Source organism: Rhizobacter sp. P3_B12 (assembly GCF_056402895.1).
This window is the reverse complement of record NZ_JBFUGN010000015.1, coordinates 1-20846: the sequence shown is the minus strand read 5'-3', so window position 1 is coordinate 20846 and position 20846 is coordinate 1. Positions and strand designations below refer to the sequence as shown.

Here is a 20846-nt window from a genome sequence, read left to right as displayed (position 1 = left end):
AGCAGCGCCTGCGGCACCGCGGCCACCGAGCCCGACAGCAGGATCACGTCGAACGGGCCGGCCGTCGGCAGCTTCTTCGAGCCRTCGCCCTCGACCACGCTGACGTTGGCGACCGCGGCGCGGCGCAGGTTCTCGGCGGCCAGGCGGGCCAGCTCGGGCACGATCTCCAGTGTGACCACCTGGCGCGCCTTGTGCGACAACAGCGCGGCCATGTAGCCCGAGCCGGCGCCGATCTCCAGCACGCGCTCGTGGCGGCGCACGTTCAGTTCCTGCAGCAGCCGGGCCTCGACGCGCGGCGCCAGCATCTGCTGGCCGCCCGGCAGCGGCACCTCGGTGTCCATGAAGGCCATCGCGCGGTAGGCGGCCGGCACGAAATCCTCGCGCTTGATCACGCCCAGCAGCGTCAGCACGCCGGGGTCGAGCACGTCCCACGGGCGGATCTGCTGCTCGATCATGTTGAAGCGGGCTTGTTCGACGTTCATGGCGGCGTTCCTCCGGAAGCAGGCTGGGGTTGGGGCAAACCTGGCATTTTATGGGGCGCCCACCTGCTTTTGGCCCAGGACGCCAGGTCATCCAGGTAGCAATAGATGACGGGCACCACCACCAGCGTCAGCAGCGACGAGGTGATCACCCCGCCGATCACCGCCTGGCCCATCGGCGCGCGCTGCTCCGAACCCTCGGACAGCGCGAACGCCAGCGGCACCATGCCGAAGATCATCGCCAGCGTGGTCATCAGGATCGGGCGCAGCCGCACCTCGGCCGCATGCAGCAGCGCCTGCTCGCGGGTCATCGGCGGCTCGTCGTGGTCGAGCCCGTGCTCGCCCCGGTGCTCGCCGGCGCGCGAGCGGATCGCGAAATCCACCAGCAGGATCGCGTTCTTCGTCACCAGCCCCATCAGCATCACGATGCCGATGATGCTGAACATGTTCAGCGTCGAGCGGAACATCAGCAGCGCGAGCACCACGCCGATCAGCGTCAGCGGCAGCGAACTCATCAGCGCGAGCGGCTGCAGGAAGCTGCGGAACTGGCTCGCGAGGATCATGTAGATGAACACCACCGCCAGCGCCAGCGCACCGACCGCATACGCGAACGACTCGTTCATGTTCTTCGTCGAGCCGCCGAACACGTAGCGGTAGCCGGGCGGCCACGCGATGGTGTCGAGGGCGCGGCGGATGTCGGCCGACACGTCGCCCGAGCTGCGGCCGTAGGCATTCGCGTCGATGTTGATCTCGCGGTTCAGGTCGCGCCGGTTGATCTGGTTCGGGCCGGTCGACGGCGTGATGTCGGCCACCTGCGACAGCCGCACCGAGCGCGCCGAGCCGTCGGCCGCCGCGGCGACGTTGATCGGCAGGCGCTGCAGGTCTTCCAGCGTGTTGCGGCTGTCGGGCGCGAGGCGCACGTTCACGTCGTAGTTCTCGCCGTCGGGCGCGCGCCAGTTGCCCACCGTGGTGCCGGCCACCAGCGTGCGCAGGCTGTTGGCGAGCGCGTTGACGTTCAGGCCGGCGTCGGAGGCGGCGTCGCGCTTCACGTCGATCGCGACGGTCGGCTTGTCGGGCTTCAGCGTGGTGTCGAGGTCGACCAGGCCGGGGATGGCGCGCAGCTTCACGTCGAGCTGGGCCGACAGCCGCGCGAGCTCGGCCAGGTCGGCGCCCTGGATCGAGAACTGCAGGCTCTTGCCGCCGCCGAGGTCGGTCGGGCCGATGTTGGTGACGGTGATGCCGGGGATGCGCGACAGCCGCTCGCGCAGCGGCACGCTGAGCTCGTTCAGGTTGCGGCTGCGGTCCTTGCGGTCGACGAGGCGGATGTAGGTGGACGCGTAGATCTTGCCGAGCGCGTTGCCGCTGTTGATCGTGGTCACCGTGTGGCGCACCTCGGGCATCTCGCGCAGCATCGCGTCGACCTGCTTCGCGCGCATCTCGGTGACCTCGATCGACGAGCCGACCGGCGTGTAGAAGTTGACCTGCGTCTCGGAGAAATCGGCCTTGGGCACGAACTCGGCACCGAGCACCGGGATCAGGAAGAAGCTGCCGACRAAGGTGGCGAGCGCGATGMCGAGCGTCGCGRGCTTGTGCGCGAGCGCCCAGCCGAGGATCTCCTGGTAGGCSYGCGACAGCCACTGCGTGAAGCGGTCGAACACGCCGGTGACGCGGCCGATGGTCTTGTCGTAGAGCGTCACCGGCGGCCCGTGGTGCACGCCATGGGCCTGGGGATCGTGCCAGATGCTCGACAGCATCGGATCGAGCGTGAAGCTGACGAACATCGAGATCAGCACCGCCGCGACGATGGTCAGCCCGAACTCATGGAAGAACTTGCCGACGATGCCGCCCATGAAGCCGATCGGCAGGAACACCGCGACGATCGACAGCGTGGTGGCCAGCACCGCCAGGCCGATCTCGTTGGTGCCGTCGAGTGCCGCCTGGTGCGCGCTCTTGCCCATCTGCACATGGCGCACGATGTTCTCGCGCACGACGATCGCGTCGTCGATCAGCAGCCCGACGCACAGGCTCAGCGCCATCATCGTGATGGTGTTGATCGTGAAGCCGAACACGTACATGAACAGGAAGGTGCCGATCAGCGCGATCGGCAGCGTCAGGCCGGTGATCACGGTCGAGCGCCAGGAGTTCAGGAACAGGAACACGATCAGCACCGTGAGCGCCGCGCCCTCGAACAGCGTGCGCTTGACGTTGGCCACCGAGACGCGGATGCCGCGCGAGTTGTCGCGGTTGACCTCGACCTTGACGCCCGGCGGCGTGAGGGCGGCCGATTCGGCCAGCGCCTTGTTCAGCCCGTCGACCACCTCGATGGTGTTCTCGCCCTGCGATTTCTGCACCGACAGCAGCACGGTGCGCTGGCCGTTGTAGAGCGCGAGGCTCTCGATCTCCTGCGGGCCGTCGACCACGTCGGCCACCTGCCACAGCTTGACGGCGTTGCCGCCGTTCGCGCCGCGGCGGGCGACGATGATCTCGCGGAAGTCGTCCGGCCGTTTCAGCCGCGCATTGATCTGCACGACCCGCTCCTGCTCGCGCGTGCGGATCGAGCCCATCGGCAGCTCCTGGTTCTCGCTCTTCACCGCGGCGACGACCTGGTCGACGCTGAAGCCCAGCGCATCGAGCGCGGCCGGCCGCACGTAGACGTTGATCTCGCGCTCGACGCCGCCGATCACGCTGACCGCACCGACGCCGCGCACGTTCTCGAGCCGCTTCTGCAGCACCTGGGTGGCCCAGGTGGTGAGCTCCTGCGGCGAGCGCTGGCCGTCGGTGGAGAGCACTGCGACGTTGAAGATCGGCTGGCTGGCCGGGTCGAAGCGCGAGATGCGCGGCTCCTTCACCTCGTCGCGCAGGTTGGGGCGGATCAGCGCGACCTTCTCGCGCACATCGTCGGCCGCCTTGCGCCCGTCGACATTGAGGTTGAACTCGACGATCACGACGGCCGTGCCTTCATACGAGCGCGAGTACAGCGAGTTGATGCCGGCGACGGTGTTGACCGCCTCCTCGATCTTCTTCGTGACCTCGCTCTCGACGATCTCGGGCGAGGCGCCCGGGTAGTCCATCTGCACGACGACGGTCGGGAAATCGATGTTCGGGAACTGGTCGACCGCCAGGCGCTGGTAGCTGAACAGCCCGAGCACGACGAAGGCCAGCATGACCATCGTGGCCATCACCGGGTTGCCGATCGAGACGCGGGTGAACCACATGGTGGGGCAGGGCCGGTCAGGGGGCCGAGGCCGCGCTGGTGACGCGCACGGCCGTGCCTTCGCGCACCGGGCCGACGGTGCCGCGCAACAGCGTCATGCCTCCGCCGGCGCCTTGCAGCAGCTCGACCTGGCCGTCGCGCTCCAGGCTGCCGGCGACGCTGCCGCGGGCGCCCAGCGTCACCGGGCGCTGCACCACCTTGCCGTCGACCACCGCCAGCACATAGGGCCGGGCCTGCTCGACGCGCACGGCATTGGCCGGCACGACCAGCGCGGTCTTGCGTTCCATCTCGATCGCGCCGCGCGCGAACAGGCCCTGGCGCAAGCCGGGCTGCGGCTGCAGTTCGAGGTAGACCATCACCGCGCGCGTGCCCGACTGCGTGCTCGGGTTGATGCGCACCACCTTCGCTTGCGCGGGCGCGGCGAGCCCGTCGACCTGCAGCGTGGCCGCCTGGCCGACCTGCACCGTGCCGACGTCTTCGGGGGCGATCGCGGCCTCGAGCTCGATGCGCGACAGGTCGACCACCTCGACCAGCTTGGCGTCGATCGCAACGCGCTCGCCCGGCTGCACCGCACGCACCGAGACGATGCCGTTGATCGGCGCGACCAGCTGCGCATCGCTGCGCGACTTGCGGGCCAGGTCGACCGCGGCGACCGCGGCGCCGTAGGTGGCCTGGGCCGAGGCCTCGTTCGACACCGAGGTCTCCAGCCCGGTGGCCGAGATGAAACCCTGCGCGACGAGCGCCTTGTTGTTCTCCAGCGTGCGGCGGGCGATGTCGAGCTGGCCGCGCGCCGACGCGGCGTTCTGCTCGGCCTGGCGCAGGCGCAGCTCGACCTCGGTGGTCTCGAGCTGGCCGATCACCTGGCCGGCCTTGACGCTGTCGCCTTCGCGCACCGTCAGCGACTTGACCTCGGCCGCGACCTTGGCGCGCACCACCGCGCTGTTGACCGCCTTCAGGCCGCCCGACACCGCGAGCGTGCGGGCGAACGATTGCGGGCGCAGCACGAGCAGGTCGCCGGGCGCGAGCTCCAGCGCCGCCGGTGCCTTGGTGGTGCCGAGCAGGGCCTGCTCCTGCTTGCGGGCGCTGAGCGCGCGCATCACGAAGCCGCCGATCAGCGCGACGACGACGACGGGGACCGCCCACTTCATCCAGCGCTTCATGGCATGACCGGTGCCGGGTGGCGCTCGATGCCGCGGGTGACGGTGTCCATGTGCTGGTAGACGAAATCGTGGGGAGTCATCAGCGACGGCACCGGCGCGCAGGCGCCCAGCGAGTGCTTGTGCATGCACAGCATGATCATCGGCAGTATCAGCGAGTGCACGGTGAACTCGACGTTGACCGGGTGGAATTCGCCGGCGTCGATGCCGCGCTGCACGATGGCGCCGACCAGCTGCGAGCCGGGCTCGACGACCTGCTCGCGGTAGTACTCGGCGATGTCGGGAAAGTTGCGCACCTCGGTGACGATCAGCTTGAAGACGGCGGAGGCCGGGCTCTCGAAGATGCGCAGCCACCAGCGCGGCAGCACCTCGCGCAGCACCTGGGCGTTGCTGCCGGCGAAGGCGCGCACCTCGTCGACGCCGCTCTGGATCTCGGTCGACACGCGGTCGCGGATCACCGCCTTCAGCAGCTCTTCCTTGCTCGGGTAATAGAGATAGAGCGTGCCCTTGGACACCCCGGCCGCCGCCGCGACCTCTTCCGACCGGGTCGCGGAGAAACCCTTTTCAGAAAAGAGCGCCAAAGCCGCGTCCAGCAGTTCCTGCGGACGGGCTTCCTTGCGGCGCTGGCGGGCGGGGAGGGGGTGGGGGGTACTCATGGACTGGTACTGACTGACTGGTCAGTAATGTAAGGTGTGGGGTGGTGGGGGTCAAGCCGGGGGCGAGGGCGGCATCGGGGTAACCCCTTGTTCACGGGCCTGGGCAGCCGTGGGTGGCCGCTATCATCGGCGCTCATTTTTGCCGGGGAATGCGCGTGGACTTCGTACTGTTGTTGAAGGCGGCGGTGATGGGCGTCGTCGAGGGCCTGACGGAGTTCCTGCCGGTGTCGAGCACGGGGCACCTGATCCTGGCGGGGTCGTTGATGCACTTCAACGATGCGCGCGGCAAGCTGTTCGAGATCGTGATCCAGTCCGCGGCGATCCTGGCCGTGGTGTGGGAATTCCGCGGTCGCATCGGCGGCGTGCTGGGCGGGCTGGGGAGCGACCCGAAGGCACGCCGGCTGCTGTTGAACGTCGGCATCGCGTTCCTGCCGCTGGCGGTGCTGGGCCTGCTGTTCGGCAAGATGCTGAAGGCGAACCTGTTCAACGCGCCGACGGTGGCGACCACCTTCATCGTCGGCGGCCTGGTCATCCTGTGGGCCGAGCGGCGCCAGCACAGCGTGCGGGTGCATTCGGTCGACGACCTGACACCGCTGGATGCGCTGAAGGTCGGCATTGCGCAGGCCTTCGCGTTGATCCCGGGCACGAGCCGTTCGGGCGCCACCATCATCGGCGGCATGCTGTTCGGCCTGTCGCGGCAGGTGGCGACCGAGTTCACCTTCTACCTCGCGATCCCGACGCTCGGCGTCGCGTCGGTGTACTCGCTCTACAAGGAGCGCGCGCTGCTGTCGATCGACGACCTGGGCATGTGGGTGGTCGGCATGGTGGCCGCCTTCATCTCGGCGTTCTTCTGCGTGCGCTGGTTGCTGCGCTACATCTCCACGCACACCTTCGTGCCGTTCGCCTGGTACCGCATCGTGTTCGGCATCGTGGTGCTGGTGACGGCGTGGAGTGGCGTGGTCACCTGGGCGGATTGAGCAGGCGCTTGAGGTCACAAGCTGTGACCTCAAAGCGCGCTGCTAGGGCGCGAAGGGCGTGAACAGCGGTGGCAGGCGCAGCTCGACGCCGTCCTGCTTTGCCCGCCGCGACAGGTCGGCCATCGTCACGCCGAAATCGTCGAACAGCAGCGGCATCGCCTGCAGCGGCCGGTCGAGCGGCTGCCAGAAGTCGTCCCAGTGGATCGGCACGACGCGTCTGGCGCCGGTCAGCTGCACCGTCTCGTGCCAGTAGGCGCTGCGGTAGGCGTCGTCCTTGCGGCCGAGCGTGCCGACGCCGAGGAACACGGTGTCGACCTGGCGGCCGGCCAGGGCGCCGGGGATGAAGCCGGCGCTGCCTTCGATCAACCAGCGGCCGCCCGAGGCGTGCTCGACGACGATGCTCCATACCTGGCCCTCGCGCCAGGCCGGTGCGCGCGTCGGCGGGACGACGGGCGCCGCGATGTTCTCCACCGACACGCCATCGCTCCACGGCGTCGGGCTGTGGCGTGACGCGATGAAGGTCAGCCTGAACTTGCCGAGCGTGACGCTGTCACCCGGCTGCACCTCGCGCAACTGGGCCGGCGGCAACCCGGCGCCGAAGCCGATCTGCATCGTCGAGTTCGAGCCGACCAGCACGGCGCCGGTGCGCAGCGCGACGGTGGGCGAATCCATCGCGTGGTCGTAATGGGAATGCACCGGCACCACGGCCGCGAGTTTGTTGACGCCCAGGCGCTTCAGTGCGCTGTCGATGGCCGCGGCGTCGGGCCCGATGCGTCCGAAGAAGGTGGGGCGCATGCCGGGCCGCGAGAAGAAGCCGTCGGTCATCCAGGCGGTCTCGCCGTCGTCGAACAGCAGTGTCGCGACACCGGCGAAGCGCACCGTGACGGCCGAGCCGGCGGGAGCCGGCGGCAGCGTCAGTGACCGGAACTCATCGAGGGAAGGATGGCGCTGCGCCTGGACCACCAGGAAGGCGATGGCCAGGACCAGCAGAGCCGCCAGCGCCAGCGCGGCGCGCCGAACCTGGCGGAGGGTCACGAATCAGGCAGCGGGGTGGGCGAGGTCGCGCAGCACGGTCGGGCCGACCCGGCGCTCGATCTCGGCCAGCAGCGGCCGGCCCCAGCCCAGCGCGAACATGATCTCGGCCGTGACGAACATCGGGCCGACCAGCAGGCCGACGAGGTCGTCGACGAAGGCCGGTTTGCGCCCTTCGTAGTAGTGCCCGATGAACTGGATGACCCAGCCGGCGATGAAGCTGCCGAGGCCCCAGCCCAGCCAGCTGGCGAGGCTGCCGCCGGAGACCTGTTGCGCGAGGACGGTCAGCACGCCGTTGGCGAGGCTGACCGCGAGGCCGAGGGCGAGGTTGCCGCGCGTCAGATACCAGATGGTGGCGAGGCCCCAGGCGATCCAGGCGGGGGTGAGGGCGAGGTTGCCGAGCGTGAAGGCCGGTTTGGCGAGCAGCACGCTGACGGCGAACACGATCAGCGGGATGCCGAAGAAATGGGTGGTGATGTTGCGGCGGTCGCGGTGGTAGGCCGCGTACTGCGACAGGAGGTCCAGGGCCGAACGTTGTCTCGTCATGGTGTTCTCCGTGGTCTGGTGCCAGGGCTGCGGTCGGATGGCCCATCTTAGAGCGGTTGCCGCTGAGCGCAAGCGGCCGACTGTGACTCCTTGCACATGGCGCGTTCGGTCACGATTTCAAGCCACCGCGTCACGCCAGCGCGGCCAGCGCCTGGGCCTGCAGTTCCAGCGTGGCCGCCGCGACCACCCGGCCGTCAGAACCCATGTGCAGCGCGCGGCCTTGCCAATCGGTGATGACGCCGCCGGCGCCCTCGATCACCGGCACCAGGGCCAGGAAGTCGTAGGGCTGCAGCCCGCTCTCGACCACCAGGTCGACGTGGCCGGACGCCAGGGAGCCGTAGCTGTGGCAATCGCCGCCGAAGCGCCGCAGCGCGGCACGCCGGCTCAGCGTGTCGAAGGCGCGCCAGCCGTCGGCATCGAAGGCGTCGGGCGAGGTGGTGTAGACCCGGGCGTCGGCCAGCCGCGTGCAGCCGCTGCTGCGGCACGGTGCGCCGTTCCAGCGGCTCGGCTGCCCGGCGCGTCCCACCCAGCACTCGCCGAGCGCCGGCAGGTTCACGACGCCGACGACCGGCCGGCCGCGCCACAGCAGCGCCAGCAGGTTGCCCCAGAGCGGCGAGCCGGTGATGAAGGCCTTCGTGCCGTCGATGGGGTCGATCACCCAGACCCTTTCCGCATCGAGTCGCTCGCGGCCGTGCTCCTCGCCGAGCAGGCCGTCGCCGGGCCGCGCTGCGGCGATGCGCTCGCGCAGCATGCGCTCGACTTCGCGGTCGGCGACCGTCACCGGGCTGTCGTCGGCCTTCGTCAGCACCTCGACGCGGCCGCGGAACCAGCGCAGCGCCAGCCTGCCGGCTTCATCGGCCAACTGTTCGGCCAACCGGACATCGTCGTCCGGCAGCAGGGCGGATGGGGCGGGGGACAGCGCTTCATCGCTCATCGAGGACCTCGTGGGTTGGCATGCATCGTGCGGGAGCGTCATGTGGAAACACACAGATTTGCACAAACGCCAGGAAACGCACAACGCGAATGCATGAAGCGTGCCCTGTGCTGGTGTCCCGCCCCTGTTGTCCCGCCCTCGTTTGAGGCATCCACCGGAGAAGTCCATGACCGTCCACCGCCCCCTGCTTGCCGCCACGCTGTTCACCGCGCTCGCCGTTCCCGGGCTGGCCCGGGCCGGCACGATCACCGCGTATACCGCGCTGGAGGAGAACGAGATCGCCGAGTACGTGGCGGCGGCGAAGCAGAGCCTGCCGGACGTCGACGTGAAGGTGCTGCGCCTGTCCACCGGCGACCTGGGTGCACGCATCCTGGCCGAGGCGGGCAACCCGCAGCACGACGTGATCTGGGGCTGGGCGGTGACGAACATGCTCGATCCGCGCATCGGCGCGATGGTCGAGCCCCATGCCGGGAAAGGCGCCGAGAAGCTGCCGGCCGCCTACCGGGCCGCCGACGGCAGCTGGTTTGCCGCGACCGGCTACATGGCCGCGTTCTGCGTGAACACCGACGTGCTGAAAGCCAAGAACCTGCCGATGCCGACCTCGTGGAAGGACCTCGCGAACCCGGTCTACAAGGGCGAGGTGGTGATGCCCAACCCGGTGTCCTCCGGCACCGGCTACCTGCAGGTGGCTGCACTGCTGCAGTCGCAGGGCAGCGAGAAGGGCTGGGCCTTCCTGAAGGCGCTGGACGGCAACGTCGCGCAGTACATCAAGTCGGGCTCGCGCCCGTGCAAGGCGGCGCGTGCGGGCGAGTACGCGATCGGCGCGTCGCTCGCGTTCGCGGCGATCCAGTCGGTGGAGGAGGGCTTTCCGGTGAAGATGGTGATTCCGAGTGACGGTGCCGGCTACGAACTGGAAGCCTCGGCGCTGATGAAGAGCTCGAAGAACAAGGCCGATGCGAAGCGCTTCCTCGAGTGGACGCTGTCGCCGCAGGCCGCGGCGCTCTACACGAAGTACAAGGAGATCGTCACGATTCCCGGCACGCCGCCGTCGAAGGCCGCGCAGATCGCCGGGCTGCCAGCCGACCTGTCGAAGGTGCTCTACCCGATGAACTTCGCGCAATCGGCCAAGGACCGCGACGCCACGCTCGCGGCCTGGCAGAAGGCGATCGGGCGGTGAGCGCGTCGCCCGGCATGGCGCTCCAGATCAGCGGCCTGCACAAGAGCTTCGATGGATTCGTCGCGCTCGAGCACATCGACCTCTCGATCGGGGCCGAGGAGTTCGTGTGCCTGCTGGGGCCGAGCGGGTGCGGCAAGACGACGCTGCTGCGCATCATCGCGGGGCTGCTGGCGGCCGACCGGGGCCGCCTGATGCTGGGCGGTCGCGACCTGGCGACCGTGCCGGCGCGCGAGCGCGGCTTCGGCATCGTGTTCCAGTCGTACTCGCTGTTCCCGCACATGACGGTGGCGCAGAACGTCGGCTACGGGCTGCGCATCCGCGGTGCACCGGCACCGCAGATCGAGGCGCGCGTGGCCGAGCTGCTGTCGCTGGTGAAGCTGTCAGCACTGGCGCAACGCCATCCGGCCCAGCTCTCGGGCGGCCAGCAGCAGCGGGTCGCGCTGGCGCGCGCGGTGGCGGTCGACCCGGCGTTGATCCTGCTCGACGAGCCGCTGTCGGCGCTCGACGCGAAGGTGCGCGCCGAGCTGCGCCACGAGCTGCGCGAGCTGCAGCGCCGGCTGCGCATCCCGACGCTGATGGTCACGCACGACCAGGAGGAAGCGATGGCGCTGGCCGACACGATCGTCTGCATGAACCAGGGCCGCATCGAGCAGCAGGGCACGCCGCAGCAACTGTATCTGCAGCCGCGGACCCGCTTCGTCGCCGATTTCATGGGGCACGGCAACCTGCTGCCGCGCGAATGGGTGCGCGAGGCGGCGACCGAGCTGCTGCGCGGCGATCCGGTCGGCGACGCGGCGTGCGTGCGGCCCGAGCGGGTGGTGCTGGCGCCGGACCCGCATGGCGACAGCCGCGTGATCGACCTCAGCTTCCTCGGCAACCTGCGCCGGCTGCGCGTGAGCTGGCGAGGCCGCGAACTGCTGGCCGAGCTGCCGGCGGCCGGTCCGGCGTTGCTGCCGGGTGACGCGGTCTCGGTGCAGATCGCCGCGGCCGATTGCGCGTGGGTGGCAGGGTGATCGACGCGCCGCTCGACCGCTGGCTGCTGCGCGCCTGCCTGTGGATCCCGCTGGTGGCGCTGGTCCTGTTCTTCGGTGTGCCGATGCTGACGATCGCGTGGCGCAGCCTGCTCGACGAGGGCGGCGGCGTCGGTGTGTCGAACTGGGTGGCGCTGTGGGACACGCCCGGCGTGTGGCGCGCGCTCGCGCACAGCCTGGTGCTGGGCGTCTCGGCGACCGCGATCACCGTGCTGCTCGCCTTCGTGGTCGCGTTCGGGCTCGAGCGCACCGCGATGCCGGGCAAGCGTTTCGTCGGAGCGAGCCTGGCGCTGCCGGTGCTGGCGCCGTCGCTGGTGCTGGGCCTCGGGCTGATCTTCCTGCTGGGGCGCAACGGGCTGGTCGGCAAGCTGCTGGGCGTGCGTCCCGAGGTGTACGGGTTCAGCGGGCTGTTGATCGCCGACGTGATGTACGCGCTGCCGCAGGCCGCGATGATCCTGCGCGCCGCGCTCCGGCATGGCGATGCGCGCCACTACGAGGTGGCCGAGCTGCTGGGCGCGACGCCGTGGCGGCGCTTCGTCGACATCACGTTGCCGGGCATGCGCTATGCGCTGCTGAGCGCGGCCTTCGTCGTCTTCACGGTGACGATCACCGATTTCGGCAATGCGGTGGTGATCGGCGGCGACTATCCGGTGCTCGCGACCGAGATCTACAACCAGGTGAGCGGGCAGATGAAGTTCGGGCTCGGCGCGGTGGTCGGCCTGCTGCTGCTGCTGCCGGCGGGGCTGTCGGTGTGGATCGAGCATGTCGCTGCGCGCCGGCAGGCGGGGCTCGGCGCCGAATCGGCACGCCCGCCGCGGCCGTTGCCATGGGCCCGGCGCGACGTGCCGTTCTTTGTCGGCAACCTGCTGATCGCCGGCTCGCTGGCCTGCGTGGTCGGCACGGTGGTGATCGGCAGCCTGATGCGCTTGTGGCCCTACAAGCTGGAGTTCACGCTGAAGCACTACGACATCACGCTGGCGGGCGGCTATGCACCGCTGTGGACGTCGCTGGCGGTGTCGGTGCTCGCCGCGGTGCTGGGCACGCTGCTGCTGCTCGGTCTCGCGTTGGCGGCGCGGCGATTGCCGCCTGCGCCTGCGCGCGCGGTGGCGCTGCTGTCTGCCTTGCCGGTGGCGGTGCCCGGCCTGGTGCTGGGCCTGTCGTATGTGTTCGCGTTCAACCGCCCGCAATGGCCGTTTGCGGCGTTGTACGGCTCGGTGCTCCTGCTGGCGCTGTGCAACTTCTACCACTACCACACGCAGGCCTACGTGACGATGTCCAGCGGCGTGCGCGCGGTCCCCGACGCGTTGGAGGAGGCCTGCAGCGCGCTCGGCGGCGGTGTGTGGCGGCATTGGCGCGACGTCTACGTGCCGGCGCTGCGGCCCACGTTGTGGACGGTGGCGCTGTTCCTGTTCATGCGCTCGATGGTCACGTTGTCGGCGGTGATCTTCCTGATCACGCCGTCGACGATGCTGGGCGCGGTGAGCGTGATGCGGCTCGACGAGGCCGGGTTCACATCGCAGGCGGCGGCTTTCTCGACCTGCATCATGTTGATCGTCGGTGTGTCGGCCTGGCTGCTGCAGGTCCTGACGCGATCGAGGAGCCCTTGAACCGATGTTGCAGGAAGACCGATACCAGCGATTGCGCGACCTGCTCGCGAACTTCCAGCGCTTGAGCACCGAGCGCATCGCGAGCGATCTCGGCGTTTCGCGCGAGACGGTGCGCCGCGACGTGATGGCGCTGGAGGCCACCGGTGAATTGCGGCGCGTGCACGGGGGAGTGGTCGCGACCGCTCCGGAGCCGGAAGCGCCGATCGGCGAGCGCATCAAGGTGCGGCTGGCGGAGAAGCGGTCGATCGCGCGTGCTGCGGCCCGGCTGCTGCGGCCGGGCCAGACCTTGTTCCTCGATGCCGGCAGCACGGTGTCGGCGCTGGCGCAGGAGCTGGCGTCGCTGAGCGGCCTGACGGTGATCACCAACTCGTTCGATGTGGCGATGAAGCTGGTGGCGGCCGATGCGCGGCGCCACGAGGTGATCCTGCTGGGGGGGCGCCCGGTGGCCGACATCGGCGCCACCTACGGCGAGCAGACCGTGGCCGAGATCCATCGCCACCATGCCGACCTGGCGCTGTTGTCACCGGTATCGCTGCATGCGGTGCACGGCGCGACGAGCTACGAGCACCGCGAGGCGGAGGTGGCGCGGGCGATGGTGGCCTGTTCGAAGCGGCGGGTGATGCTGGCCGACCACGGCAAGCTCGGGCAGGCGAGCCGGGTCGGATGGTGCGCGGTGAGCGACATCGACCAGATCGTCACCGACGGGCGGGCGCGCCGGATGCCGGCGCTCGAGGGGCTTCGTGAAGGCGGTTGTGAAATCCTGATCGCGTAGTGGCAAAGGCGCGGGTGGGGAGGCTGGGGCTCGCCGGTCGGTGCGGTCTTCGCCCCTGGGGGCGAAGACTGCCCTCCGCTGRCTGGTTTCAYGGCCCGTCGCCCAAACTCCCGCCACTCACTTCGTTCGTTGTGGTCAAACAGTGGGCGACAGTCAGTKCACGAAGCGTGCTGCGCACGCGGGCCATGAAACCAGCCAGCTCCGGCGACCCGTCCTGATTGGCGCTCCACAGCCTCCCCGCACGCGCCTTCGTGCCACCGCCCTGCCTTGGGAAGGTGACAAGCGAACAAATGAGGATTGGCCCCGGGTTGTCACCCGGGGGGCGTCATGCGTGTTTCCTGAGCCCCACACCCCCAGCCCGCGCCTTTGCTCGCGCAGAAACCTCGCAAGCCCAGCAATCAAGCCGACAGAGCAGCCAGCAGCTTGTCGTGAACCCCGCCGAACCCGCCGTTGCTCATGCACAGCACGTGGTCGCCGGGCTTCGCGGCCCGTCGCACCGCGGCCACCAGCGCTTCGATGGTGTCGCACACCACCGCCTTGTCGCCCATCGGCGCCAGCGCCTCGCGCGCGTCCCAGCCCAGGTTGCCCTGGTAGCAGAACGACAGGTCCGCCTCCTCCAGCGACCACGGCAGCTGGGCCTTCATCGTGCCGAGCTTCATCGTGTTCGAGCGCGGCTCCAGCACCGCGAGGATGCGCTCCAGCCCGACCTTGCGGCGCAGCCCGTTGACCGTGGTGCGGATCGCCGTCGGGTGGTGCGCGAAGTCGTCGTAGATCTTCACGCCGCCGGCCTCGCCGCGCAGCTCCATGCGGCGGCGCACGTTCTGGAACGTGGCGAGCGCCTTCGCGGCGACCTGCGGATCGACGCCCACGTGCTCGGCCGCGGCAATCGCCGCGAGCGCATTCAGCTGGTTGTGCTCGCCCAGCAGCGGCCACTCGACGTGCGCGATCTTCAGGCTGCCGCGCAGCACGTCGAACGCATGCGGCTCGCCGCGGGCGCGCAGCGCGCCGGGCGTTTCCTTGCGGGCACCGAAGCGCACCACGTCGCTCCAGCAGCCGCGCGCCAGCACCCGCTGCAGCGACTCCTCGCGCGCATTGACGACCAGCCGGCCGGCCGCCGGCACCGTGCGCACCAGGTGGTGGAACTGGGTCTCGATCGCGCCCAGGTCCGGGAAGATGTCGGCGTGGTCGAACTCGAGGTTGTTCAGCACCGCGGTGCGCGGGCGGTAGTGCACGAACTTGCTGCGCTTGTCGAAGAACGCGGTGTCGTATTCGTCGGCCTCGATCACGAAGGGTTTGCCTTCGCCCAATCTCGCCGACACGCCGAAGTTCTGCGGCACCCCGCCCACCAGGAAGCCCGGCTTCAGCCCGGCCTGCTCCAGCACCCACGCCAGCATCGAGGTGGTGCTGGTCTTGCCGTGCGTGCCGGCGACCGCCAAGACATGGCGGCCCTGCAGCACGTTCTCGGCCAGCCACTGCGGCCCGCTGGTGTACGGCAGGCCGGCGTCGAGGATGGCTTCCATCAGCTCGTTGCCGCGCGAAACCACGTTGCCGACGACGAACAGGTCGGGCGCGAGCTTGACCTGGTCGGCGCCCCAGCCCTCGATCAACTCGATGCCGAGCGCGCGCAGCTGGTCGCTCATCGGCGGGTAGACGCCGGCGTCGCAACCGGTGACGCGGTGGCCGCCTTCGCGGGCGAGCGCGGCGACGCCGCCCATGAAGGTGCCGCAGATGCCGAGGATGTGGATGTGCATGCCGCTACTTCAGCACGGATCGTGCCGCGGCGATCGTGGTCTCGATGTCTTCGGCCGTGTGGGCGGCGCTGACGAAGCCGGCCTCGTACAGCGCCGGGGCGATGTACACGCCCTGGTCGAGCAGGCCGTGGAAGAAGCGGTTGAAGCGCTCCTTGTCGGTGGCCATCACGGTCGCGTAGTTCTGCGGCAGCGTGTCGGCCAGGAAGAAGCCGAACATGCCGCCTTCGCAGTCGGTTGACCAGGGCGCGCCGTTCTCGCGCGCGACCGCGGCCAGGCCGTCGACCAGGCTGCGGGTGCGCGCCGACAGCGCCTCGAAGAAGCCGGGGCGCTGGATCTCGCGCAGCGTCGCCAGGCCGCAGGCGGTGGCCACCGGGTTGCCCGACAGCGTGCCGGCCTGGTAGACCGGGCCGAGCGGCGCCAGTTGCTCCATCACCGCGCGCTTGCCGCCGAAGGCCGCCAGCGGCATGCCGCCGCCGATCACCTTGCCGAACACGCTGAGGTCGGGCTCGAAGCCGGGCAGCGCGCGCGCGTACAGGCCCTGCGCGCCGTGCAGGCCGACGCGGAAGCCGGTCATCACCTCGTCGAACACCAGCAGTGCGCCGTGCTGCGTGCACAGCTCGCGCAGCCGCTTCATGAACGGCAACTGGGTGCGGATGAAGTTCATGTTGCCGGCGATCGGCTCGATCATCACGCAGGCGATGTCGCGGCCGTGCAGACTGAAGGCTTCCTCGAGCTGCGCCAGGTGGTTGTACTCGAGCACCATCGTGTGCTGCACCACCTCGGCCGGCACGCCGGCGCTGGTCGCGTGGCCGAAGGTGGCGAGGCCCGAGCCGGCCTTCACGAGCAGCGCATCGGCATGGCCGTGGTAGCAGCCCTCGAACTTGACGATGCGGTTGCGGCCGGTGGCGCCGCGCGCGAGGCGGATGGCGCTCATCGCGGCCTCGGTGCCGGAGCTGACGAGGCGGATCTGCTCGAGGCTCGGCACCAGCTTCAGGATCTCCTCGGCGAGTTCGATCTCGCGCTCGGTCGGGGCGCCGAACGAGAAACCGTCGAGCGCGGCCTTCTGCACCGCCTCGAGCACCGCTGGATGGCCGTGGCCGAGGATCATCGGGCCCCAGGAGCCGATGTAGTCGATGTAGCGCGTGCCCTCGGCGTCATACATGTACGCGCCCTGCGCGCGGGCGATGAAGCGCGGCGTGCCGCCGACGGCCCGGAACGCGCGCACCGGCGAGTTGACGCCGCCGGGGATCACGCGGCGGGCGCGCTCGAACAGACTCTCGTTGGTTTTCGTCATCTCAGGCTGTCTCAGTGCACATGCCGGGGGTCTTTGGGCGCCTCGTCGTCGTTGGCGGCGCCGCTGCCGGGCTCGCCTTCCTCGCCTTCTTCACCGGGCGGCAGCGCCCAGAAGAAGCGGTCGGGGATCACGTTGCCCATGCCGGGGCGGAAGCCGGCGTCCAGCGCCTGGTCGAGGAACGCAAGCGATTCGCCGACCGCCGCGTGCAGCTCGCTGCCGGCGGCCAGCAGCGCCGCCAGCGCCGACGACAGCGTGTCGCCCGCGCCGACGAAGCTCACCTCGAAGCGCTCGAACTTCTCGCCGGTGATCGCGCCCTGCGGCGAGGCCAGCACGTTGTCCATGAACTGGTCGGGCAGCGGCACGCTCGTGACCAGCACGAAGCGCGTGCCGTGCTGCGCCGCGGCCACCGCCAGCTCGCGCGGCGAGGCCGGGCGCTCGCTGCTCCACTCGGGCAGCAGGAAATCGGTCAGCGTCTGGTGGCTGCCGACCAGCACCTCGGTCTGCGGCAGCACCAGCTCGCGGAACGCGTCGAGGTAGGCCTGCTGGTCGTCCTCTTCGAGCCACGACAGGTTCGGCATGTAGGCGACCAGCGGCACCTCGGGGTAGTCGGACAGCACCTCGGCGACCGCGCTGACGCCCTCGGCGGACCCGAGGAAGCCGACCTTCCAGGCGGCGATGCTCACGTCCTCGAGGATGCTGCGGGCCTGCTCGACCACCACGTCGGCGTCGATCGCGCTGTGGTCGAATACCTCGGCGGTGTCACGCAGCACGATCGAGGTGACCACCGGCAGCGCATGCGCGCCCATCGCCGCAATGGTCGCGACATCGCCGGCCAGGCCGCCGGCGCCGCTCGGGTCGCTCGCGTTGAATGTCATCACGCAGGCGGGTGCGGGCGCTTCCTGGTTCGGGTCGGCCTGAGGGTCCGCGGGGGGGGCGTCTGGGGTCATGGGGGGTCCGTCAGGAAGGTGAAGACGAGTCGGGTTTGCCGGCACTGACTTCTAGAAAAATGTGAGGAATGTGGCGTAGGTGCCCAGGAATCAATGGTTTTTTGTCAATCTGCGTCGCTACAATCTTTTCTCATTGTAGTGAAGCGACAAAAACAAAGTGAGCAATGACCTCAGCGGTACCCGAACCTGGATGTGCCTGATCTGCGGGTGGATTTACGACGAAGCTGCAGGGGATCCTGAACACGGTATCGCACCGGGCACCGCATGGGAATCCGTTCCCATGAACTGGACCTGCCCGGAATGCGGCGCACGCAAGGAAGATTTCGAAATGGTCCAGATCTGATGGTCGCTGAGGCTCTTACATGGCGTGCCGGGCAGGTGCCACGGCCGCATTCAGTCATTGAGGGGATTCTCGGTGAGCAATGAAGCCATCGCAGGCATCAAGGTGCTGGTGATCGACGACAGCAACACGATCCGCCGCAGCGCGGAGATCTTCCTGAAGCAGGGCGGCCATACCGTGCTGCTCGCGGAAGATGGTTTCGACGCGCTGTCCAAGGTCAACGACCACGCCCCGGACCTGATCTTCTGCGACATCCTGATGCCGCGCCTGGACGGGTATCAGACCTGCGCCATCATCAAGCGAAACGCGAAATTTGCCGACGTGCCGGTCATCATGCTGTCCTCGAAGGACGGCCTGTTCGACAAGGCACGCGGACGGATGGTCGGCTCGGAGGACTACCTCACGAAGCCGTTCACCAAGGACCAGTTGCTGCAAGCCGTGGCACAGCACCGGCCGGCCCGCGCCTGATGCGCACACCTGCTGTTTCCCGGTAACGTTGCCCTGCAAGAGAGTTGAAGGAGTAAGACGATGGCGATTCAGAAGATTCTGTTGGTCGACGATTCGAAGACCGAACTGCACTACCTGTCGGAGCTGCTGACCAAGCGCGGCTACGCGGTGCGAACTGCCGAGAACGGCGAAGACGCGATGCGCCGGCTGGGCGAGGAAAAGCCCGACCTGATCCTGATGGACGTGGTCATGCCCGGCCAGAACGGCTTCCAGCTGACCCGTGCGATCACGCGCGACCCGCGCTTCACCGACGTGCCGGTGATCATGTGCACCAGCAAGAACCAGGAAACCGACAAGGTGTGGGGCATGCGCCAGGGCGCACGCGACTACATCGTCAAGCCCGTCGACGCCGACGAGCTGGTGTCGAAGATCCGCGCGTTCGATTGAACGCCGCCGGCATCCGTCCCCCCACCTCACCGTCACACGTCGCCCCGCAGGCAGAGAACTGAATGGCCAACAAGGAAGCATTGCGCGAACTGCAAAGTCGCCTGGCCGAAAGGCTGCAGGCGGCGCGTACGCAGGAGCGCGGCCGCGCCTGGCTGGCCGTCGAGTGCGGCAGCCACGGGTTCCTGTTCCCGCTGCAGGAGGCCGGTGAAATCTTCCCGTTCGCGCCTGCCATGCCGGTGCCGTACACCAGCCGCTGGTTCATGGGCGTGGCCAACCTGCGCGGCCGGCTGCACGGGGTGGTCGACCTGGCCGGCTTCCTGGGCGTGCGCGGCAACGAGCCGGTGCGCGAGCAGTCCTGGTTCGTCGCGTTCAACTCCGAACTGAACATCAACTGCGCGGTGTTGGTGGACCGGCTCGCCGGCCTGCGCAACCTGCAGCAGCTGACGCCCGAACCCGACGACGGACAGGCCAAGCCGGCTTTCGTCGGAACGCATTACCGCGACGAAGGCAAACGCCTCTGGCGCGAATTGAACCTGGCACAGCTGGCCACCGAGGCCGCTTTCCTGAAGATCGCAGGCTGAGGCGCACCCGCGCCGGCCCTCCTGACTGCATTACCCAAGACGACGCAACGAGGCACCTATGAGCTTCCTGAACAAAATCAAAGGCAAGGGCAAAGGCCGTGACGACGCATATGGCGCCGACGGTGCCGTTGCGCTGGACGACGTGGCCGGCCTCGACCTGGGGCACGGTGACGATGGGCGGCCGGACGGTGGCGCCAACACGGTGAACCTCGACTCGTCGATCATCTCGGAGGCTGCGCCGTCCGAACTCGCCGATTTCTCCGAAACCCGGCTGCCGAGCGGCGACAACGCCGCGCTGATGTCCGGCACCGGCGTGCCGCTGATCGGCAACCGGCCGGTCGGACAGCAGCAGCGCGTGCTGGGCGTCATGGTGCTGCTCGGCCTCGTCGGCCTGGTCGGCATGACGATCAGCTCGCTGAACCAGGCCAACAAGGGCGCTGCCCAGGTGGGCTACTCCGGTCAGGCGCTGATGCAGTCGCAGCGTCTGGCGAAGTCGGTGTCGCAGGCCCTGATCGGCAGCGCGCAGGCCTTCCCCGAGGTGAAGGAAAGTACCGAGGTGCTGGCGCGCAACGTGCGCGGCCTGGCCAAGGGTGACCAGAACGTCGATGCGGCGCCGGGCGTCGTGCAGGACACGCTGGAGCCGCTGCTGCCGCTGATCGACCGCGCCGAGAAGAACGCGAACACCGTGCTCGCGCAGCAGAAGATCCTGACGCAGGTCGGCCAAGCGCTGCGCGCGATCAACCGCCAGTCGTCCGACCTGCTGGAAATCGCCGAGACGGTGTCGTCGCTGAAGCTGCAGCAGGAAGCCTCGCCGGCCGAGCTGTCGGCCGTCGGCCAGCTCGTGATGCTGACGCAGCGCATCGGCAAGTCGGCCAACGAATTCCTGACCATGGAAGGCGTGAGCCCCGAGGCCGTGTTCCTGCTGGGCAAGGACCTGAACTCGTTCCGCGAAATCGCCGACGGCCTGTCGAACGGCAACGCCGAACTGCGCCTGCCGGGCACCAAGGACCCGCAGACCAAGGAGCGCCTGACCGCGCTGCTGAAGCAATACGAAGAGACGCGCACCCAGGCCAGCTCGATTCTGGGCAACCTGCAGGGCCTGGTGTCGGCCCGTGAAGCGCAGTCCGCGATCATTGGCGACAGCGAACCGCTGCGCAAGGGCCTTGAGACGGTGCAGGACCGCCTGTCCACCGTCACCGGCTTCAACGTCGTGAACCTGGGCCTGCTGGTGCTGTCGGCCGTCGTGCTGGCCCTCGGCGGTGCGGGCTTCCTGCAGCTGTATGTGCGAGACCAGGCGCAACGTGCCGCGCTCGCCGAGAACCAGCGGCTCGAAGCAGAACGCCAGGAACAGGAAGCCAAGCGCGTCAACGACGCGAACCAGGCGGCCATTCTGCGATTGATGAACGAACTGCAGACGGTTGCTGAAGGCGACCTGACACAGCAGGCCACCGTGACGG

20 protein-coding genes are annotated in these 20846 nt (G+C 68.9%); 10 read left to right on the top strand and 10 right to left on the bottom strand.

Going from position 1 to position 20846, the window contains the following annotated elements; translation table 11 throughout:
* The 4 genes from AC1D01_RS01945 to AC1D01_RS01930 all read right to left on the bottom strand — a co-directional run.
* On the bottom strand, positions 1-482 hold a 482-nt coding region (locus AC1D01_RS01945), incomplete at its 3' end, for a protein-L-isoaspartate O-methyltransferase family protein (RefSeq protein WP_477864424.1).
* Positions 479-3694, bottom strand: a complete 3216-nt coding sequence (locus AC1D01_RS01940) for an efflux RND transporter permease subunit (protein WP_477864423.1) — start codon at positions 3692-3694, stop codon at positions 479-481. The genes AC1D01_RS01945 and AC1D01_RS01940, both read right to left, overlap by 4 nt.
* A 16-nt stretch (positions 3695-3710) precedes the next feature.
* Entirely contained in the window at positions 3711-4853 is a 1143-nt protein-coding gene (locus AC1D01_RS01935; RefSeq protein ID WP_477864422.1) for an efflux RND transporter periplasmic adaptor subunit, read from the bottom strand.
* On the bottom strand, positions 4850-5506 hold the full coding sequence (locus AC1D01_RS01930) for a TetR/AcrR family transcriptional regulator (RefSeq protein WP_477864421.1): 657 nt from the start codon (positions 5504-5506) through the stop codon (positions 4850-4852). Before AC1D01_RS01930 ends, AC1D01_RS01935 begins: the two co-directional genes overlap by 4 nt.
* A gap of 155 nt (positions 5507-5661) precedes the next feature.
* Between AC1D01_RS01930 and AC1D01_RS01925 the strand changes: the two genes are divergently transcribed.
* On the top strand, positions 5662-6483 hold the full coding sequence (locus AC1D01_RS01925; RefSeq protein ID WP_477864420.1) for an undecaprenyl-diphosphate phosphatase: 822 nt from the start codon (positions 5662-5664) through the stop codon (positions 6481-6483).
* A 42-nt stretch (positions 6484-6525) separates the two neighbouring features.
* On the opposite strand, the gene AC1D01_RS01920 is transcribed toward AC1D01_RS01925, so the two are convergent.
* From AC1D01_RS01920 to hisN, 3 genes are all read right to left on the bottom strand, one after another.
* A complete protein-coding gene (locus AC1D01_RS01920) occupies positions 6526-7518 on the bottom strand; it encodes an MBL fold metallo-hydrolase (RefSeq protein ID WP_477864419.1) in 993 nt (330 codons plus the stop codon).
* Between the two features lie 3 nt (positions 7519-7521).
* On the bottom strand, positions 7522-8061 hold the full coding sequence (locus AC1D01_RS01915) for an Mpo1 family 2-hydroxy fatty acid dioxygenase (protein WP_477864418.1): 540 nt from the start codon (positions 8059-8061) through the stop codon (positions 7522-7524).
* A gap of 130 nt (positions 8062-8191) precedes the next feature.
* Positions 8192-8995, bottom strand: coding sequence for a histidinol-phosphatase (gene hisN / locus AC1D01_RS01910; protein ID WP_477864417.1), 804 nt, complete (start codon positions 8993-8995; stop codon positions 8192-8194).
* A gap of 166 nt (positions 8996-9161) precedes the next feature.
* Here hisN and AC1D01_RS01905 point away from each other — a divergent pair, with 166 nt between their 5' ends.
* From AC1D01_RS01905 to AC1D01_RS01890, 4 genes are read left to right on the top strand one after another with little or no spacing between them, the layout of a single operon-like run.
* On the top strand, positions 9162-10172 hold the full coding sequence (locus AC1D01_RS01905; RefSeq protein ID WP_477864416.1) for an ABC transporter substrate-binding protein: 1011 nt from the start codon (positions 9162-9164) through the stop codon (positions 10170-10172).
* A 14-nt stretch (positions 10173-10186) separates the two neighbouring features.
* Complete coding sequence (locus AC1D01_RS01900) at positions 10187-11185, top strand: ABC transporter ATP-binding protein (protein ID WP_477864425.1); 999 nt, start codon at positions 10187-10189, stop codon at positions 11183-11185.
* Positions 11182-12810 (top strand): ABC transporter permease subunit, encoded by a 1629-nt coding sequence (locus AC1D01_RS01895; RefSeq protein ID WP_477864415.1) that lies wholly within the window; start codon positions 11182-11184, stop codon positions 12808-12810. The genes AC1D01_RS01900 and AC1D01_RS01895 overlap by 4 nt, the downstream gene beginning before the upstream one ends.
* Positions 12811-12814: 4 nt before the next feature.
* Positions 12815-13582 carry a DeoR/GlpR family DNA-binding transcription regulator gene (locus AC1D01_RS01890; RefSeq protein ID WP_477864414.1) on the top strand — a complete coding sequence of 256 codons (768 nt, stop codon included), beginning with the start codon at positions 12815-12817 and terminating at the stop codon, positions 13580-13582.
* Positions 13583-13980: 398 nt separating this feature from the next.
* On the opposite strand, the gene mpl is transcribed toward AC1D01_RS01890, so the two are convergent.
* The 3 genes from mpl to thiD are packed head-to-tail and all read right to left on the bottom strand — an operon-like array spanning position 13981 to position 17574.
* A complete protein-coding gene (gene mpl, locus AC1D01_RS01885) occupies positions 13981-15333 on the bottom strand; it encodes a UDP-N-acetylmuramate:L-alanyl-gamma-D-glutamyl-meso-diaminopimelate ligase (RefSeq protein ID WP_477864413.1) in 1353 nt (450 codons plus the stop codon).
* 4 nt (positions 15334-15337) lie between these two features.
* A complete protein-coding gene (gene hemL / locus AC1D01_RS01880; RefSeq protein WP_477864412.1) occupies positions 15338-16627 on the bottom strand; it encodes a glutamate-1-semialdehyde 2,1-aminomutase in 1290 nt (429 codons plus the stop codon).
* 11 nt (positions 16628-16638) lie between these two features.
* Complete coding sequence (gene thiD, locus AC1D01_RS01875) at positions 16639-17574, bottom strand: bifunctional hydroxymethylpyrimidine kinase/phosphomethylpyrimidine kinase (RefSeq protein WP_477864411.1); 936 nt, start codon at positions 17572-17574, stop codon at positions 16639-16641.
* Positions 17575-17764: 190 nt separating this feature from the next.
* Between thiD and AC1D01_RS01870 the strand changes: the two genes are divergently transcribed.
* The 5 genes from AC1D01_RS01870 to AC1D01_RS01850 form a co-directional block, all read left to right on the top strand.
* Positions 17765-17917 (top strand): rubredoxin, encoded by a 153-nt coding sequence (locus AC1D01_RS01870; RefSeq protein WP_082004612.1) that lies wholly within the window; start codon positions 17765-17767, stop codon positions 17915-17917.
* A gap of 72 nt (positions 17918-17989) precedes the next feature.
* The gene (locus AC1D01_RS01865) at positions 17990-18382 is read left to right on the top strand and encodes a response regulator (protein ID WP_073463030.1); all 393 of its coding nucleotides are present in this window, start codon (positions 17990-17992) and stop codon (positions 18380-18382) included.
* Between the two features lie 60 nt (positions 18383-18442).
* Positions 18443-18808, top strand: a complete 366-nt coding sequence (locus AC1D01_RS01860; RefSeq protein WP_047509914.1) for a response regulator transcription factor — start codon at positions 18443-18445, stop codon at positions 18806-18808.
* 62 nt (positions 18809-18870) lie between these two features.
* Positions 18871-19389, top strand: coding sequence for a chemotaxis protein CheW (locus AC1D01_RS01855; protein WP_477864410.1), 519 nt, complete (start codon positions 18871-18873; stop codon positions 19387-19389).
* A gap of 58 nt (positions 19390-19447) precedes the next feature.
* Positions 19448-20846 (top strand): type IV pili methyl-accepting chemotaxis transducer N-terminal domain-containing protein (locus AC1D01_RS01850; RefSeq protein ID WP_477864409.1); only part of this gene is annotated, 1399 nt, incomplete at its 3' end.

Excerpts from the sequence above, each read along its gene's own strand:
- AC1D01_RS01905 (WP_477864416.1), top strand. The coding sequence starts at position 9,162 with ATGACCGTCCACCGCCCCCTGCTTGCCGCCACGCTGTTCACCGCGCTC.
- AC1D01_RS01935 (WP_477864422.1), bottom strand. The coding sequence starts at position 4,853 with ATGAAGCGCTGGATGAAGTGGGCGGTCCCCGTCGTCGTCGTCGCGCTG.
- mpl (WP_477864413.1), bottom strand. The coding sequence starts at position 15,333 with ATGCACATCCACATCCTCGGCATCTGCGGCACCTTCATGGGCGGCGTC.
- hemL (WP_477864412.1), bottom strand. The coding sequence starts at position 16,627 with ATGACGAAAACCAACGAGAGTCTGTTCGAGCGCGCCCGCCGCGTGATC.
- AC1D01_RS01855 (WP_477864410.1), top strand. The coding sequence starts at position 18,871 with ATGGCCAACAAGGAAGCATTGCGCGAACTGCAAAGTCGCCTGGCCGAA.
- AC1D01_RS01870 (WP_082004612.1), top strand. The coding sequence starts at position 17,765 with ATGTGCCTGATCTGCGGGTGGATTTACGACGAAGCTGCAGGGGATCCT.
- AC1D01_RS01915 (WP_477864418.1), bottom strand. The coding sequence starts at position 8,061 with ATGACGAGACAACGTTCGGCCCTGGACCTCCTGTCGCAGTACGCGGCC.
- thiD (WP_477864411.1), bottom strand. The coding sequence starts at position 17,574 with ATGACCCCAGACGCCCCCCCCGCGGACCCTCAGGCCGACCCGAACCAG.
- AC1D01_RS01890 (WP_477864414.1), top strand. The coding sequence starts at position 12,815 with ATGTTGCAGGAAGACCGATACCAGCGATTGCGCGACCTGCTCGCGAAC.
- hisN (WP_477864417.1), bottom strand. The coding sequence starts at position 8,995 with ATGAGCGATGAAGCGCTGTCCCCCGCCCCATCCGCCCTGCTGCCGGAC.
- AC1D01_RS01860 (WP_047509914.1), top strand. The coding sequence starts at position 18,443 with ATGGCGATTCAGAAGATTCTGTTGGTCGACGATTCGAAGACCGAACTG.
- AC1D01_RS01900 (WP_477864425.1), top strand. The coding sequence starts at position 10,187 with ATGGCGCTCCAGATCAGCGGCCTGCACAAGAGCTTCGATGGATTCGTC.
- AC1D01_RS01930 (WP_477864421.1), bottom strand. The coding sequence starts at position 5,506 with ATGAGTACCCCCCACCCCCTCCCCGCCCGCCAGCGCCGCAAGGAAGCC.